Source organism: Paraburkholderia sp., from assembly GCF_024281035.1.
Lineage (GTDB): Bacteria > Pseudomonadota > Gammaproteobacteria > Burkholderiales > Burkholderiaceae > Paraburkholderia.
In genome coordinates, this window is record NZ_JAMXLH010000020.1 from 92,130 (window position 1) to 105,288 (window position 13,159).

Consider the following 13,159-nt stretch of genomic DNA (forward strand, 5'->3'; position numbering starts at 1 on the left):
AATATTTTGCATGGGACCAGAGTAAGCGCTGAAGCGTCAACTTGGGTCGCTAGCTTTGCATGGGATCAGAGTAAGCACTAAAGCACTAACTCTGGTCGACAGGAGCCAAAAATGATTTTGATTGCGATGGGCGTGTCGGGAGCAGGCAAGACACGCATTGGCGAGTTGCTGGCCGAGCGCCTGCACTGCGGCTTCACCGATGGCGACGCGTTCCACAGCGCCGCCAACAAGAAGAAGATGCACGACGGCATTCCGCTCACCGACGACGACCGCTGGCCATGGCTGCGCACCATCCGCGCGGCCATCGACGAGAAGCAGCGCGCGCACGAAACGGCCGTGTTCACGTGCTCGTCGCTCAAACGTTCGTACCGTGACATCCTGCGCGGCGCCGACCGCGACGTGTGCTTCGTTTATCTGAAGGGCACCTTCGAGGTGCTGCACGCGCGGCTTGGAGCGCGTACCGGACATTTTTTCGATCCGTCGCTGTTGCAAAGCCAGCTCGATACGCTGGAGGAGCCGGGCGCCGAGGAGGCGATCGTGGTCAACGTGGAGCTCGCGCCCGAGCAGATCGTCGACGAAGTCATGAAGCAACTGGCAACGCGCGGCATGCAAGCCTGACGCGGTTCGCGCAGCGGTAAACGAAAAAAGCGCTCGACGAATCGAGCGCTTTTTTATTGCCGCAAGGCCGACTGAGCCGACCGCGGCAGGGATGTGCTTGCGAGACGCGCTTACGAAATACGCTTCGCGAGTTCGACCGCCTTGCCGACGTACGACGCGGGCGTCATCTCGAGCAGACGCTTTTTCGCGTCTTCGGGAATCGCGAGGCCGCTCACGAACGTTTGCAGCGCTTCGCGCGTAATGCCCTTGCCGCGCGTGAGTTCCTTCAACTGCTCGTACGGATTCTCGATGCCGTAGCGGCGCATCACCGTCTGCACCGGCTCGGCGAGCACTTCCCACGTCGCGTCGAGATCGTCGTTCAGACGCTGCGGGTTCACTTCGAGCTTGTCGAGACCGCGGATCAGCGCGTCGTACGCGAGCAGCGAGTAGCCGAACGCGACGCCGATGTTGCGCAGCACCGTCGAGTCGGTCAGGTCGCGCTGCCAGCGCGAGACCGGAAGCTTGTCGGCGAGGTGGCGCAGCGTGGCGTTCGCGAGGCCGAGGTTGCCCTCGGAGTTTTCGAAGTCGATCGGGTTGACCTTGTGCGGCATCGTCGACGAGCCGATTTCGCCGGCCTTCGTGCGCTGCTTGAAATAGCCGACCGAAATGTAGCCCCACACGTCGCGGTCGAGGTCGAGCAGGATCGTGTTCGCGCGCGAGATGGCGTCGAACAGTTCGGCCATGTAGTCGTGCGGCTCGATCTGGATCGTGTACGGATTGAACGTGAGCTTCAGGCGTTGCTCGACGACTTCCTTCGAGAACGCTTCCCAGTCGAATTCCGGGTACGCCGAAAGGTGCGCGTTGAAGTTGCCGACCGCGCCGTTCATCTTGCCGAGCAGCTCGACTTTCTCGATGCGCTCGATGGCGCGCGCGAGGCGCGCGGCGACGTTGGCGATTTCCTTGCCGAGCGTGGTCGGGCTGGCGGGCTGGCCGTGCGTGCGCGAGAGCATCGGCTGCGCGGCGTGCGCATGTGCGAGCGCAACGAGGCGCTGATGCACCGAGCGCAGCGCGGGCAGGATCACGTGTTCGCGCGCGCCCGCGAGCATCAGGCCGTGCGACGTGTTGTTGATGTCTTCGGAGGTGCAGGCGAAGTGGATGAACTCGCTCGCGCGCTCCAGTTCCGGCTGACCCTTCACCGATTCCTTGAGCCAGTATTCGACGGCCTTCACGTCGTGGTTCGTCACCCGCTCGATGTCCTTGATGCGCGCGGCGTCGTGTGCCGTGAAGTTCGCGGCGAGCTGGAGCAGGAACTGCTCGGACGCTTCGGAAAAGCGCGGCATTTCCGCGAAACCGGCGTGCGAGAGCGCGATCAGCCAGTGGATCTCCACCGTCACGCGGTGGCGCATGAACGCGGCTTCCGAAAGCCAGTCGCGCAGCGCTTCGGTTTTCGAGGCGTAGCGGCCGTCGAGCGGAGAGAGCGCGGTGAGCGCAAAGAGGGTATCGGGACGGGTGTCGGACATGATGGGGACGTAACGGCGGGGGGTTACGCTCGGTAATGGTCAGAAGACGGTCAGATGAAGGCCAGATGCAAGACGGCGGGAACCGCGTATTTTATCACCACGCTCCGGGCGGCCGGAGCGCGCCGGGCCGCCCGGCTGCGCCTTGCGTTCCGCTGCGTCCCGTTGTGTCCCGCTGCATCCCGCTTCGTCCCGTCGTGTCAGTTCGCGTCCCTGCGTGTCCGTTGGTGTCCGCCTGATGCAAGACGGCGCAGTCGAGCCCCTGACGTGCGCCGGTGGGCCTAGAATGCGGACTTCACGTCACCGTCACCGCAATTCGCATGGAACTCAAATGGCTCGAAGACTTCGTTTCGCTGGCGGAAACGCATAGCTTCAGTCGCTCCGCCGAACTGCGGCACGTCACGCAGCCGGCGTTTTCGCGACGCATCCAGGCGCTCGAAGCATGGCTCGGCACGGAATTGATCGATCGTTCCGTCTACCCGACGCGCCTCACGGCCGCGGGCCAGGTATTCAACGAGCAGGCGCTCGCGATGCTCTCGCAGTTCCACGAGGCGCGCACGCTGCTGCGCGGCCACACGACAGCGCCCGCGGCGACGATCGAATTCGCCGTGCCGCACACGCTTTCGCTCACGTATTTCCCGAGCTGGCTGCTGCGCCTCGAAGGGAAGCTCGGCCGCATCCACACGCGCTTGCGCGCACTCAACGTGCACGACGCGGTGCTCTCGCTCGTCGAGGGCGGCTGCGATCTCGTGATGGGCTATCACCATCCGAGCCATCCCGTGACGCTCGATCCCGCACGCTACGACACGCTCACGCTCGGCATCGAATCGATCAGTCCTTACTCCGCCGTGCAGCGCGCAGGCCGCGCGCGTTACACGCTGCCCGGCACGCCGGACGCGCCCACGCCCTATCTTTCGTACACGCCGAACGCCTACCTCGGCCGCATGACCGAGGTGATCATCGGCAACGCACCGACGCGTCTTTATCTGGACCGCGTCTACGAAACCGACATGGCCGAGGGGCTCAAGGCGATGACGCTCGCGGGCCACGGCATTGCGTTCCTGCCGAGCAGCGCGGTGGACGACGCTGTCGCGCAGGGCCATCTGATCCGGCTCGACCGCGCGACGCGCGGCACGCCCGGCGGGCAGTTCACGCTCGACATGGAAATCCGCCTCTACCGCGACAAGCTCGCCGCGCCGGACGAAGCGCGCCGTGCGCTTGTCGGCGGCGTGTGGGACGCGGTGCGCGAGGAACTCGCGAAGGGCGGGTGACAGGCGGATAACAAACCGGAGAACAAACCGGACAACAAACCGATGAAGCCAACGAAACCGTAAGCGCGCACGCGCAACACACTTTTTCGCTTTGCGAACGTTATGCACGAAAAGCATAACGGGATGAGCAAACGGCATTGGATTTCGTGTGGGCCTTTTCTGACAATGGCACCACTTGTTCGACGTCGGAGCGTTCATGTCATCGCAAATGCAGTCCGCAGCACCTTCATCGGTTCCTTCCTATCTCCAGGCCGACAACCTCGGCCCCTGGGGCAACTACCTGCGCCAGGTCGATCGCGTCGCGCCGTATCTCGGCTCGCTGTCGCGCTGGCTCGAAACGCTCAAGCGCCCGAAGCGCATTCTGATCGTCGACGTCCCTATCGAACTCGATAACGGCACCGTCGCGCACTTCGAAGGCTATCGCGTGCAGCACAACGTCTCGCGCGGTCCCGGCAAGGGCGGCGTGCGTTATCACCAGGACGTCACGCTGTCCGAAGTGATGGCGCTGTCCGCATGGATGTCGGTGAAGAACGCTGCTGTGAACGTGCCGTACGGCGGCGCGAAGGGCGGTATCCGCGTCGATCCGCGCACGCTCTCGCGTGGCGAACTCGAGCGCGTGACGCGCCGCTACACGAGCGAAATCGGCATCATCATCGGACCGAACACGGACATTCCCGCGCCGGACGTCAACACGAATGAGCAGATCATGGCGTGGATGATGGACACGTACTCGATGAACCAGGGCCAAACGGCCACGGGCGTCGTGACCGGCAAGCCCATCGCGCTCGGCGGCTCGCTCGGCCGCCGCGAAGCGACGGGCCGCGGCGTGTTCGTCGTCGGCAGCGAAGCGGCGCGCCGCAAGGGCATGTCGATCGAAGGCGCACGCATCGCCGTGCAGGGTTTCGGCAACGTGGGCGGTATCGCCGCGCGTCTGTTCCAGGAAGCCGGTGCTCGCGTCGTTGCAGTGCAGGATCACACCGGCTCGCTCCACAAGAGCAGCGGCATCGACTCGGCCGCGCTGCTTGAGCACGTCGCGAAGACGGGTGGCGTGGCGGGCTTCGCCGGCGCCGATGTCCTCTCGAACGACGAGTTCTGGACCATCGAGACCGACATCCTGATCCCGGCCGCGCTGGAAAACCAGATCACCGAGAAGAACGCGGCGAAGATCCGCACGAAGATCATCGTGGAAGGCGCGAACGGCCCGACCACGACGGCAGCCGACGACATCCTGCACGACAAGGGCATCCTCGTGATCCCGGACGTGGTGGCGAACGCGGGCGGCGTGACCGTTTCGTACTTCGAGTGGGTACAGGATTTCTCGAGCTTCTTCTGGACCGAAGCGGAGATCAACGAGCGTCTCGAGCGCGTGATGCGCGAAGCGTTCGCCGCGGTCTGGCAAGTGTCGAGCGAGCAGGGCGTATCGATGCGTACGGCGGCGTTCATCGTTGCGTGCAAGCGCATTCTGATGGCGCGCGAACTGCGCGGCCTGTATCCCTGATCGAAACGACGCGGGTGCGCTTGCACCCGCTGCTTGCGCAGTAGTCAGAAGCGGACGGGACCTTGGCGGGGCCGTCCGCTTTTGCATTTCCGGAAGGCGCGCCACGTTCCGCGCTGCCGGGCGCTGCCGTCAGGGTTCTGGTTAATGCTTTCAAAATGATTACTTTGCTACACTGGGTGCGTTTCTCGCACAGGAGAGCAAAATGAACATCAAGAAGGTTGCGCTCGTTTGCGCCACGCTCGGGTTCGTCGCCGCGGGCGCCCACGCCCAGGATTCCGGCACGCTCAAGAAGATCAAGGACACCGGCGTCATCACGCTCGGCCACCGCGAATCGTCGATTCCGTTCTCGTACTACGACGACAAGCAGAACGTGATCGGCTACTCGCAGGACTACGCGCTGAAGATCGTCGATGCGGTTAAGCAGAAGCTGAACATGCCGAACCTGAAGATCAAGCTCGTGCCGGTCACGTCGCAGAACCGGATTCCGCTTGTGCAGAACGGCACGGTGGACTTCGAGTGCGGTTCGACCACGAACAACGCCGAGCGTCAGCAGCAGGCGGCGTTCTCGAACACCATCTTCGTGATCGGCACGCGCCTCATGGCGAAGAAGGAATCGGGCATCAAGGATTTCCCCGACCTGAAGGGCAAGACCGTCGTCACGACGGCAGGCACGACGTCCGAGCGTCTTCTGCGCAAGATGAACCAGGACAAGAGCATGGGCATGAACATAATCAGCGCGAAGGACCACGGCGAGTCGTTCCTCACACTTTCGACGGGCCGCGCGGTCGCGTTCATGATGGACGATGCGCTGCTCGCGGGCGAGCGTGCGAAGTCGAACAATCCGGGCGATTTTGTGATTGTCGGCACGCCGCAGTCGCGTGAAGCTTACGGCTGCATGATGCGCAAGAACGACCCCGAGTTCAAGAAAGTCGCCGACGACGCCATCGCGAAGATCCAGACCTCGGGTCAAGGCGAAGTCATCTACAAGAAGTGGTTCGAGTCGCCGATTCCGCCGAAGGGCCTCAACCTCAACTTCCCCCTTAGCGACGACATGCGGGCGCTGTTCAAGAACCCGAACGACAAGGCGATCGACTAGGCGTCGCCAGTCCGTTACTCCTTTATTCCGTTAGCCGGTTTTTTAACCGGTTCTTGACCGGATTTTGGTGCGGAGCGGAAGAAGCACTGCTTCTTCCGCTCTTCTCACGGGAGACGCTTCATGTCCTACCACTGGAACTGGGGCATTCTGCTCAGCCCGGTCTCGACTGGCGAGCCCACCACCTATCTCGGGTGGCTGATCTCGGGCTTGTGGGTTACGGTCACCGTGTCGCTCGCCGCTTGGGTGATCGCGCTCGTCGTGGGGTCGCTCTTCGGCGTGCTGCGCACGGTGCCGAATAAATGGGCCTCGGGCGCGGGCACTGTCTATGTCGCTGTGTTTCGCAACATCCCGCTGATCGTTCAGTTCTTCATCTGGTACCTCGTAATACCGGAACTGGTGCCGCCGTCGCTCGGCAACTGGTTCAAGCAATTGCCGCCCAACGCGCAGTTCTTTTCGTCGTCGATCATCTGTCTTGGCCTCTTCACCGGAGCGCGCGTGTGCGAGCAGGTGCGCTCGGGCATCAACGCGCTGCCGCGCGGCCAGCGCGCCGCCGGCCTCGCGATGGGCTTCACGCAATGGCAGACCTATCGCTACGTGCTGTTGCCGGTCGCCTACCGCATCATCGTGCCGCCGCTCACGTCCGAGTTCCTCAACATCTTCAAGAACTCCGCCGTGGCGTCGACGATCGGCCTGCTCGATCTGTCCGCGCAGGCGCGCCAGCTCGTCGACTACACGTCGCAGGCCTATGAGTCGTTCATCGCGGTCACGCTTGCGTATGTCCTGATTAACCTTGTCGTCATGGCGCTGATGCGCTGGGTCGAAGGGCGGAGCCGGCTGCCGGGCTACATCGGAGGCAAGTGATGCATCATTTCGACTGGAGCGGCATTCCGGGCGCGCTGCCGACCTTGTGGACCGGCACGATCGTCACGTTCAAGATCACGCTGTGCGCGATCGTCGTGGGCATTCTGTGGGGCACGCTGCTCGCGCTCATGCGCCTTTCGGGCGTCAAGCCGCTCGAATGGTTCGCGAAGGGCTATGTGACGGTGTTCCGCTCGATTCCGCTCGTGATGGTCCTGCTGTGGTTCTTCCTGATCGTGCCGCAAGTGCTGCAAAGCGTGCTCCATCTTTCGCCCGACATCGACATCCGGCTCGCTTCGGCGATGGTGGCGTTCTCGCTCTTCGAGGCGGCTTATTATTCGGAGATTATTCGCGCCGGCATTCAGGCGGTGTCGCGCGGGCAGGTGAACGCGTCGTTCGCGCTCGGCATGCGCTACGGCCAGGCGATGCGGTACATCGTGCTGCCGCAGGCGTTTCGTGCGATGGTTCCGCTGCTGCTCACCCAGGCCATCGTGCTCTTTCAGGACACCTCGCTCGTCTACGTCATCAGCCTCGCGGACTTCTTCCGCACCGCGGCGAATATCGGCGACCGTGACGGCACGACCGTCGAGATGGTACTGTTCGCGGGCGCCTGCTATTTCGTCATTTGCGTGGTCGCGTCGGGCCTTGTGAGAGGCTTTCAGAAAAAGGTCGCAAGATGATTTCAATCAAGAACGTTTCGAAGTGGTACGGTCATTTTCAGGTGCTGTCCGACTGCACGACCGAAGTGAAGAAAGGTGAGGTCGTGGTGGTGTGCGGGCCGTCGGGCTCGGGCAAGTCGACGCTCATCAAGACCGTCAATGGCCTGGAGCCGTTCCAGCAGGGCGAGATCCTCGTGAACGGCCAGAGCGTGGGCGACAAGAAGACCAACCTGTCGGCGCTGCGGTCGAAAGTGGGCATGGTGTTTCAGCACTTCGAGCTGTTCCCGCACCTCTCGATCACCGAAAACCTCACGCTCGCGCAAATCAAGGTGCTCGGCCGCAGCAGGGACGAGGCGACCGAGAAGGGCATGAAACTGCTCGACCGCGTGGGCCTGCGCGCGCATGCGGAGAAGTTTCCGGGCCAGCTGTCGGGCGGCCAGCAGCAGCGCGTGGCGATTGCGCGCGCGCTCTCGATGGATCCGATCGCGATGCTGTTCGACGAGCCGACCTCGGCGCTCGACCCCGAGATGATCAACGAGGTGCTCGACGTGATGGTTGAGCTCGCACAGGAAGGCATGACGATGATGTGCGTGACCCACGAAATGGGCTTTGCGAAGAAGGTCGCGCATCGCGTGATCTTCATGGACCAGGGGGCGATCGTCGAGGACGACCGCAAGCAGGATTTCTTCGCGAATCCGAAGTCGGATCGCGCGAAGGATTTTCTCGCGAAGATCCTGCACTGAGCGTTGCGCCAGACGTTGCATTAAGCGTTGCGCTGAAACGAAGAACGCCGCGCGGGCCGATGACCCGCGCGGCGCTTTGCGTTGCGTTGCAGCGGACGCTAGTCGCCCCAGGTCTGCATCGCGGCAGCGGTTGCGACGTCCACAGTCTCGCTGGCCGGCGGCGGGCAGGGCGCGCTCGCCGAGGCGTCCGTCGACGGATTCTTCAGCTTGTCGAGCACACTTTGCGGCACCGGCACGCGCGCCTGCGCGACCACGTCGCCGTGCTGGAACATCAGCAGATCGCCGGGTGCGAAGCGCGTCCAGACTTCGTTGTCGGTGAGCGGCGAGGTCGCGATCACCGCGACGCAGTCTTCCGGCGTCGTGTAATTCGCGAAGTCGATGGAGACGTCGGCGTCGACGAGATGCGCGGTCGAGAACGGCCATCGGCGCACGAGGTAGTAAAGATGCGTCGAGCAGTGCGCGAAAAGCGCCTGGCCGTTCGACATCAGAAAATTGAACACGCCGAACTGCGTGATGTCGCGCGTGAGCGATTCGAGCGCCGCAAAGAGTTCGTCGAGCGGCGGCTGCGAACCCGGGAACGCCTTGCGCAACCCTTCCAGCAGCGCGCAGAACGCGAGTTCGCTATCGGTTGTGCCGACCGGATGATAGACGCCCGACATGGCCGGATTGAAGTCCTGCAGATCGCCGTTGTGCGCGAAGATCCAGTGGCGGCCCCACAGTTCGCGCATGAACGGGTGGCAGTTCTCGAGCAGGATATGCCCTTGCGTGGCCTTGCGAATATGGGCGATGGTGTTGCGCGACTTGATGGGGTAGCGCTTGACCATCTCGGCGATGGGCGAGCGCGCGGACGCTTCGTGGTCGATGAAGAGGCGGCAGGCCTTGTCTTCGAAGAACGCGATGCCCCAGCCGTCGGCGTGGTGATCGGTGACGCCGCCGCGCGCTGCGAATCCGGTGAAGGAGAACGTGACGTCCGTCGGCGCGGCGCAGTTCATTCCGAGAAGTTGGCACATATCTGATGCGTGGTACGGCGGGGCGTGGCTACCGGCGTGATTGCCCGCGTGGTTGTCTGGCCGCCCGGTACAATGATGATTTTCCAAGCATATCACCCGGCTGCGGCTCGCGGGCCTTCCTTTTCGGGGCGCGGCTGCGCGGCGCATGACGTGCGCAGCTGATACCGGACGGCGTGAGCAGACCGGCAACCGGCGGTTCCGTGCGCGGACTGGCGTTTCTGGAGCGTGCCGCCCGCCAGCGTGAGCGCATTGTCCGTTGCGCCGCACGCGCGCACCGGTTTGCCCGATTAGCCTCGCTGCGCCGCATTTGCGTGTTTTTGCCTTGTTTTAGTCCGTAATCGTTGTATTCGCGCTGTATTCGAACGCCATGAACGCTTCTTCTCCGACGACCCTCACGCTCACCCGCCCCGACGACTGGCATTTGCACGTTCGCGACGGCGCCATGCTCGCGGCGGTGCTGCCGCATACCGCGCGCCAGTTCGGCCGCGCGATCATCATGCCGAACCTGAAGCCGCCGGTCACGACGACCGAACAGGCCGCGGCGTACCGCGCGCGCATTCTGGCTGCGCTGCCCACGGGCATGCGTTTCGAGCCGCTGATGACGCTCTATCTCACCGACAACACGCCGCCCGAGGAAATCCGCCGCGCGCGCGAAAGCGGCTTCGTGCACGGCGTGAAGCTGTATCCGGCGGGTGCGACGACGAACTCCGACGCGGGCGTGACCGACATCCGCAAGTGCGCGCGGACGCTGGAAGCGATGCAGGAAGCGGGCATGCCGCTGCTCGTGCACGGCGAAGTGACGAACGCCGACATCGATCTGTTCGACCGCGAGAAGGTCTTCATCGACCGCGTGATGACGCCGCTGCGCCGCGACTTCCCGGCGCTCAAGGTTGTGTTCGAGCACATCACGACGAAGGACGCCGTCGACTACATCCGTGCCGACCACGCCGCGCCGGGACTGCTGGGCGCGACGATCACGGCGCATCACCTGCTGTACAACCGCAACGCGATTTTCCAGGGCGGCATTCGTCCGCACTACTACTGTCTGCCGGTCCTCAAGCGCGAGACGCATCGCGTGGCGCTGGTCGAGGCGGCGACCTTGGGCGATGCGCGTTTCTTCCTCGGCACGGACAGCGCGCCGCATCCGAAGGGGCTGAAGGAGCACGCGTGCGGCTGCGCGGGCTGCTACACGGCGCTGCACGCGCTCGAACTCTACGCGGAGGCGTTCGACAACGCGGGCGCGCTCGACAAGCTCGAAGGCTTCGCGAGCTTCTACGGCGCGGACTTCTACGGTCTGCCGCGCAGCGCCGAAACGGTGACGCTGCGCCGCGAGGCATGGACGCTGCCCGCCGAAGTGACGGCGGGCGACACGCCGGTCGTGCCGCTGCGCGGCGGCGAGTCGATCGGCTGGAAGCTCGTCTGAGCGTGAGCGCCGACGCTCCGGCGGGCGGTGCGGTCCGCCGCAGTCTTCCCGCCGCCGGCTTTGCCGATATCGACTGGGCGCGCCCGTGGTTCGCCCAGCACGAGGCGCGCGGGCGGCGCTGGCAGCAGGCGGCGCTCGCCGGTTACGGCCGCTATCTCGACGAGCTGAATGCCGATGCGCGCGCGTGCGCGCAGTCGACCGGGCGCGGGCGGCCGCTCGCGTTCATCGCCCAGGACGATCTGCCCGAAGGCAACGCCTACGAGGCGCACATCGCGGCGACGGGCTGCGTGCCCACGCGCCACAATCTCCACGACTTCTTCAATGCGCTCGCCTGGTTTGCGTTTCCGCGCATCAAGGCGACGCTGAACGCGCGCCAGTCGGCGGCAATCGACGTGCTCGGCGTCGGTCCGACGCGCGGCGGCGTGCGCGATGCGCTCACGCTCTTCGACGAGAACGCGGTGCTGTTCGTGTGTGCCGACGCGCCGATGGCGGCGGCGCTGCGCGGTTTCGACTGGCGCACGCTGTTCGTCGCGAACCGCGCGCGTTGGGGCACGCACTGCGAAGTGCGCGTGTTCGGCCATGCGCTGCTCGACAAATTGATCGCACCGTACGCGGCATGCACGGCGCACGCCTGGGTGGTCGAGGCGCCGCCGGCGTATTTCGGCTGGGCGCGTGAAGCGCGCGATGCCTGGCTCGACGAAGCGGTGAGCGCGACGCTTGCCGCCGCAGCGAACCTGACCAGCCGCAGTTTTTCGCCGCTGCCGGTGCTCGGCATTCCCGGCTGGTGGCCGCAGAACGAGGATACGGCGTTCTACGACGACACTTCCGTGTTTCGGCCGGGCCGTCGCGCGGGCCAGGGTGGGGACTAGCGTCGGCGGCAAGCGTCGACGCGCCGCTTCGGCACCCTGCGCGCGGCGCGTCTCACCGTGCTAATATCGCCCCTCGCAAAGCAGGCCAGGCAGTCGCGGCTTTGACGGTTCCGGCAGTATTGGAACCGCCGGAGGCGAGGAAAGTCCGGACTCCACAGGGCAGGGTGATGGCTAACGGCCATCCGTGGCAACACGCGGAACAGGGCAACAGAGAACAGACCGCCGATGGCCCGGCTTCGGCCGGGATCAGGTAAGGGTGAAACGGTGCGGTAAGAGCGCACCGCGGCTACGGCGACGTAGACGGCACGGCAACCTCCACCCGGAGCAATTCCAAGTAGGCAGGCGCGCATCTTCGCGATGCAGGACGGGGCCCCCGTCTCGTCTGCGGGTAGGAAGCTTGAGCGCGTCAGCAATGGCGCGCCTAGAGGAATGGCTGCCACGCGCCAGGCGCCGAAAGGCGGCGGGTGTGCACAGAATCCGGCTTATCGGCCTGCTTTGCCGTCCTCATTACGCAAAAAAGCCGGCGCGGTTCGAACACCGCGCCGGCTTTTTTTCTGCAAATGCGCTCAGGCCACTCAGGCCTCGACGATCTCGAACGTGTGCGTGATTTCCGCCGTCTTGCCGAGCATGATCGACGCCGAGCAGTACTTGTCGTGCGACAGCTTGACCGCGCGTTCGACCGTCGCCGGATTCAGATTCTTCCCCGTGACGGTGAAGTGGAAGTGGATCTTCGTGAAGACCTTCGGGTCTTCGTTCGCGCGCTCGCCCTTGAGCGTCACGTTGCAGCCGCTGACTTCCTGGCGGCTTCGCTTCAGGATCAGGACCACGTCATAGGCCGTGCAGCCGCCTGCGCCGACCAGCAGCATTTCCATCGGGCGCGGCGCCAGGTTGTGGCCGCCGCCGTCCGGCGCGCCGTCCATATTGACGAGGTGGCCGCTGCCCGTCGCGGCTGCGAACGCCATGCCATCCCCTCCCATCCAGCTCACTTTGCATTCCATGCGCGTGCCTCCGACCGGTATCTTCGATTCAGACGGCAATTGTAGCCCGCACGACGTGCGCCCGCCCGGGGCTGCATGCAGGCGGCGGCGCGCGCGGCCTGACAGATTAGGGCAGCGCGAAAGCCTGAGAGTCCGCTGGATTCCCCTGGTAGCGTTAGGGACTTATCGTCGAAATCGCCATGTCATGCACGGCACGAACTGTTGTAAGTGCATGGTTATTAATTAAATCATGAATGAGCAGTAGCCTGCAATTCATCTCACATTATGGTGTTGTATTTTGTAATGCGGTTTTTCTTGCGCCGCTTAGGGTCGACCCGTATAATTCAGTTCATTGGTTGTCGTCCTCGACGACACCTCAGCATGTCTCCTCCACCCTCCTCAAAAGGTGGATTAAGCCCGAACACCGCGTTCGGGCTTTTTTTTTGTCCGGGCGCTTTTACCCAGGCGCTCCAGGCGCTTTCCCCAGGCTCTACGCCCATGCGTTCTGCCTGAGCCGGCGCCATATCCCGCGCTGCATCCCGTTCAGGCGCACATATTTTGACGCCCAGATAATTTTCCCTTTATAATCCAAGGTTTCCCGCATTCATGCCCACGGGGAGAAACAGGGAGAGCCTGCGCCG

Annotated in this window: 12 protein-coding genes and 1 other RNA gene; 10 read left to right on the plus strand and 3 right to left on the minus strand. The window is 64.0% G+C overall.

Translation table 11 applies throughout. The features are described from left to right. The first annotated feature begins 111 nt into the window (after positions 1 to 111). Positions 112 to 618, plus strand: coding sequence for a gluconokinase (locus Q0L30_RS05145; RefSeq protein ID WP_296652113.1), 507 nt, complete (start codon positions 112 to 114; stop codon positions 616 to 618). 110 nt (positions 619 to 728) lie between these two features. On the opposite strand, the gene purB is transcribed toward Q0L30_RS05145, so the two are convergent. Continuing rightward, on the minus strand, positions 729 to 2,117 hold the full coding sequence (purB, locus tag Q0L30_RS05150; protein ID WP_296652116.1) for an adenylosuccinate lyase: 1,389 nt from the start codon (positions 2,115 to 2,117) through the stop codon (positions 729 to 731). A 317-nt stretch (positions 2,118 to 2,434) separates the two neighbouring features. Here purB and Q0L30_RS05155 point away from each other — a divergent pair, with 317 nt between their 5' ends. From Q0L30_RS05155 to Q0L30_RS05180, 6 genes are all read left to right on the plus strand, one after another. Then, a complete protein-coding gene (locus tag Q0L30_RS05155) occupies positions 2,435 to 3,385 on the plus strand; it encodes a LysR family transcriptional regulator (RefSeq protein ID WP_296652118.1) in 951 nt (316 codons plus the stop codon). A gap of 196 nt (positions 3,386 to 3,581) precedes the next feature. Then, complete coding sequence (locus Q0L30_RS05160) at positions 3,582 to 4,883, plus strand: Glu/Leu/Phe/Val dehydrogenase (RefSeq protein ID WP_296652121.1); 1,302 nt, start codon at positions 3,582 to 3,584, stop codon at positions 4,881 to 4,883. 202 nt (positions 4,884 to 5,085) lie between these two features. Beyond that, positions 5,086 to 5,979: a glutamate/aspartate ABC transporter substrate-binding protein gene (locus tag Q0L30_RS05165; protein WP_296652124.1), complete on the plus strand. Its 894-nt coding sequence runs from the start codon at positions 5,086 to 5,088 to the stop codon at positions 5,977 to 5,979. 120 nt (positions 5,980 to 6,099) lie between these two features. Further along, complete coding sequence (locus Q0L30_RS05170) at positions 6,100 to 6,840, plus strand: amino acid ABC transporter permease (RefSeq protein WP_296652127.1); 741 nt, start codon at positions 6,100 to 6,102, stop codon at positions 6,838 to 6,840. Beyond that, a complete protein-coding gene (gltK, locus tag Q0L30_RS05175) occupies positions 6,840 to 7,517 on the plus strand; it encodes a glutamate/aspartate ABC transporter permease GltK (RefSeq protein ID WP_296652133.1) in 678 nt (225 codons plus the stop codon). Before Q0L30_RS05170 ends, gltK begins: the two co-directional genes overlap by 1 nt. Beyond that, positions 7,514 to 8,239, plus strand: a complete 726-nt coding sequence (locus tag Q0L30_RS05180; protein WP_296652137.1) for an amino acid ABC transporter ATP-binding protein — start codon at positions 7,514 to 7,516, stop codon at positions 8,237 to 8,239. The genes gltK and Q0L30_RS05180 overlap by 4 nt, the downstream gene beginning before the upstream one ends. A gap of 98 nt (positions 8,240 to 8,337) precedes the next feature. Here the strand turns inward: Q0L30_RS05180 and Q0L30_RS05185 are convergent, their stop codons facing one another. Beyond that, positions 8,338 to 9,249 (minus strand): class II glutamine amidotransferase, encoded by a 912-nt coding sequence (locus Q0L30_RS05185; protein ID WP_296652140.1) that lies wholly within the window; start codon positions 9,247 to 9,249, stop codon positions 8,338 to 8,340. Positions 9,250 to 9,616: 367 nt separating this feature from the next. Here Q0L30_RS05185 and pyrC point away from each other — a divergent pair, with 367 nt between their 5' ends. The 3 genes from pyrC to rnpB all read left to right on the plus strand — a co-directional run bounded on the left by pyrC (position 9,617) and on the right by rnpB (position 12,042). Continuing rightward, positions 9,617 to 10,672: a dihydroorotase gene (pyrC, locus tag Q0L30_RS05190; protein ID WP_296652143.1), complete on the plus strand. Its 1,056-nt coding sequence runs from the start codon at positions 9,617 to 9,619 to the stop codon at positions 10,670 to 10,672. Next, positions 10,669 to 11,541 (plus strand): DUF3025 domain-containing protein, encoded by an 873-nt coding sequence (locus tag Q0L30_RS05195; RefSeq protein ID WP_296652419.1) that lies wholly within the window; start codon positions 10,669 to 10,671, stop codon positions 11,539 to 11,541. Before pyrC ends, Q0L30_RS05195 begins: the two co-directional genes overlap by 4 nt. A gap of 77 nt (positions 11,542 to 11,618) precedes the next feature. Continuing rightward, an RNA gene (gene rnpB, locus Q0L30_RS05200) (RNase P RNA component class A) lies at positions 11,619 to 12,042 on the plus strand. A 74-nt stretch (positions 12,043 to 12,116) separates the two neighbouring features. On the opposite strand, the gene Q0L30_RS05205 is transcribed toward rnpB, so the two are convergent. Continuing rightward, positions 12,117 to 12,539 (minus strand): OsmC family protein, encoded by a 423-nt coding sequence (locus Q0L30_RS05205; RefSeq protein ID WP_296652145.1) that lies wholly within the window; start codon positions 12,537 to 12,539, stop codon positions 12,117 to 12,119. Between the last annotated feature and the right edge of the window lie 620 nt (positions 12,540 to 13,159).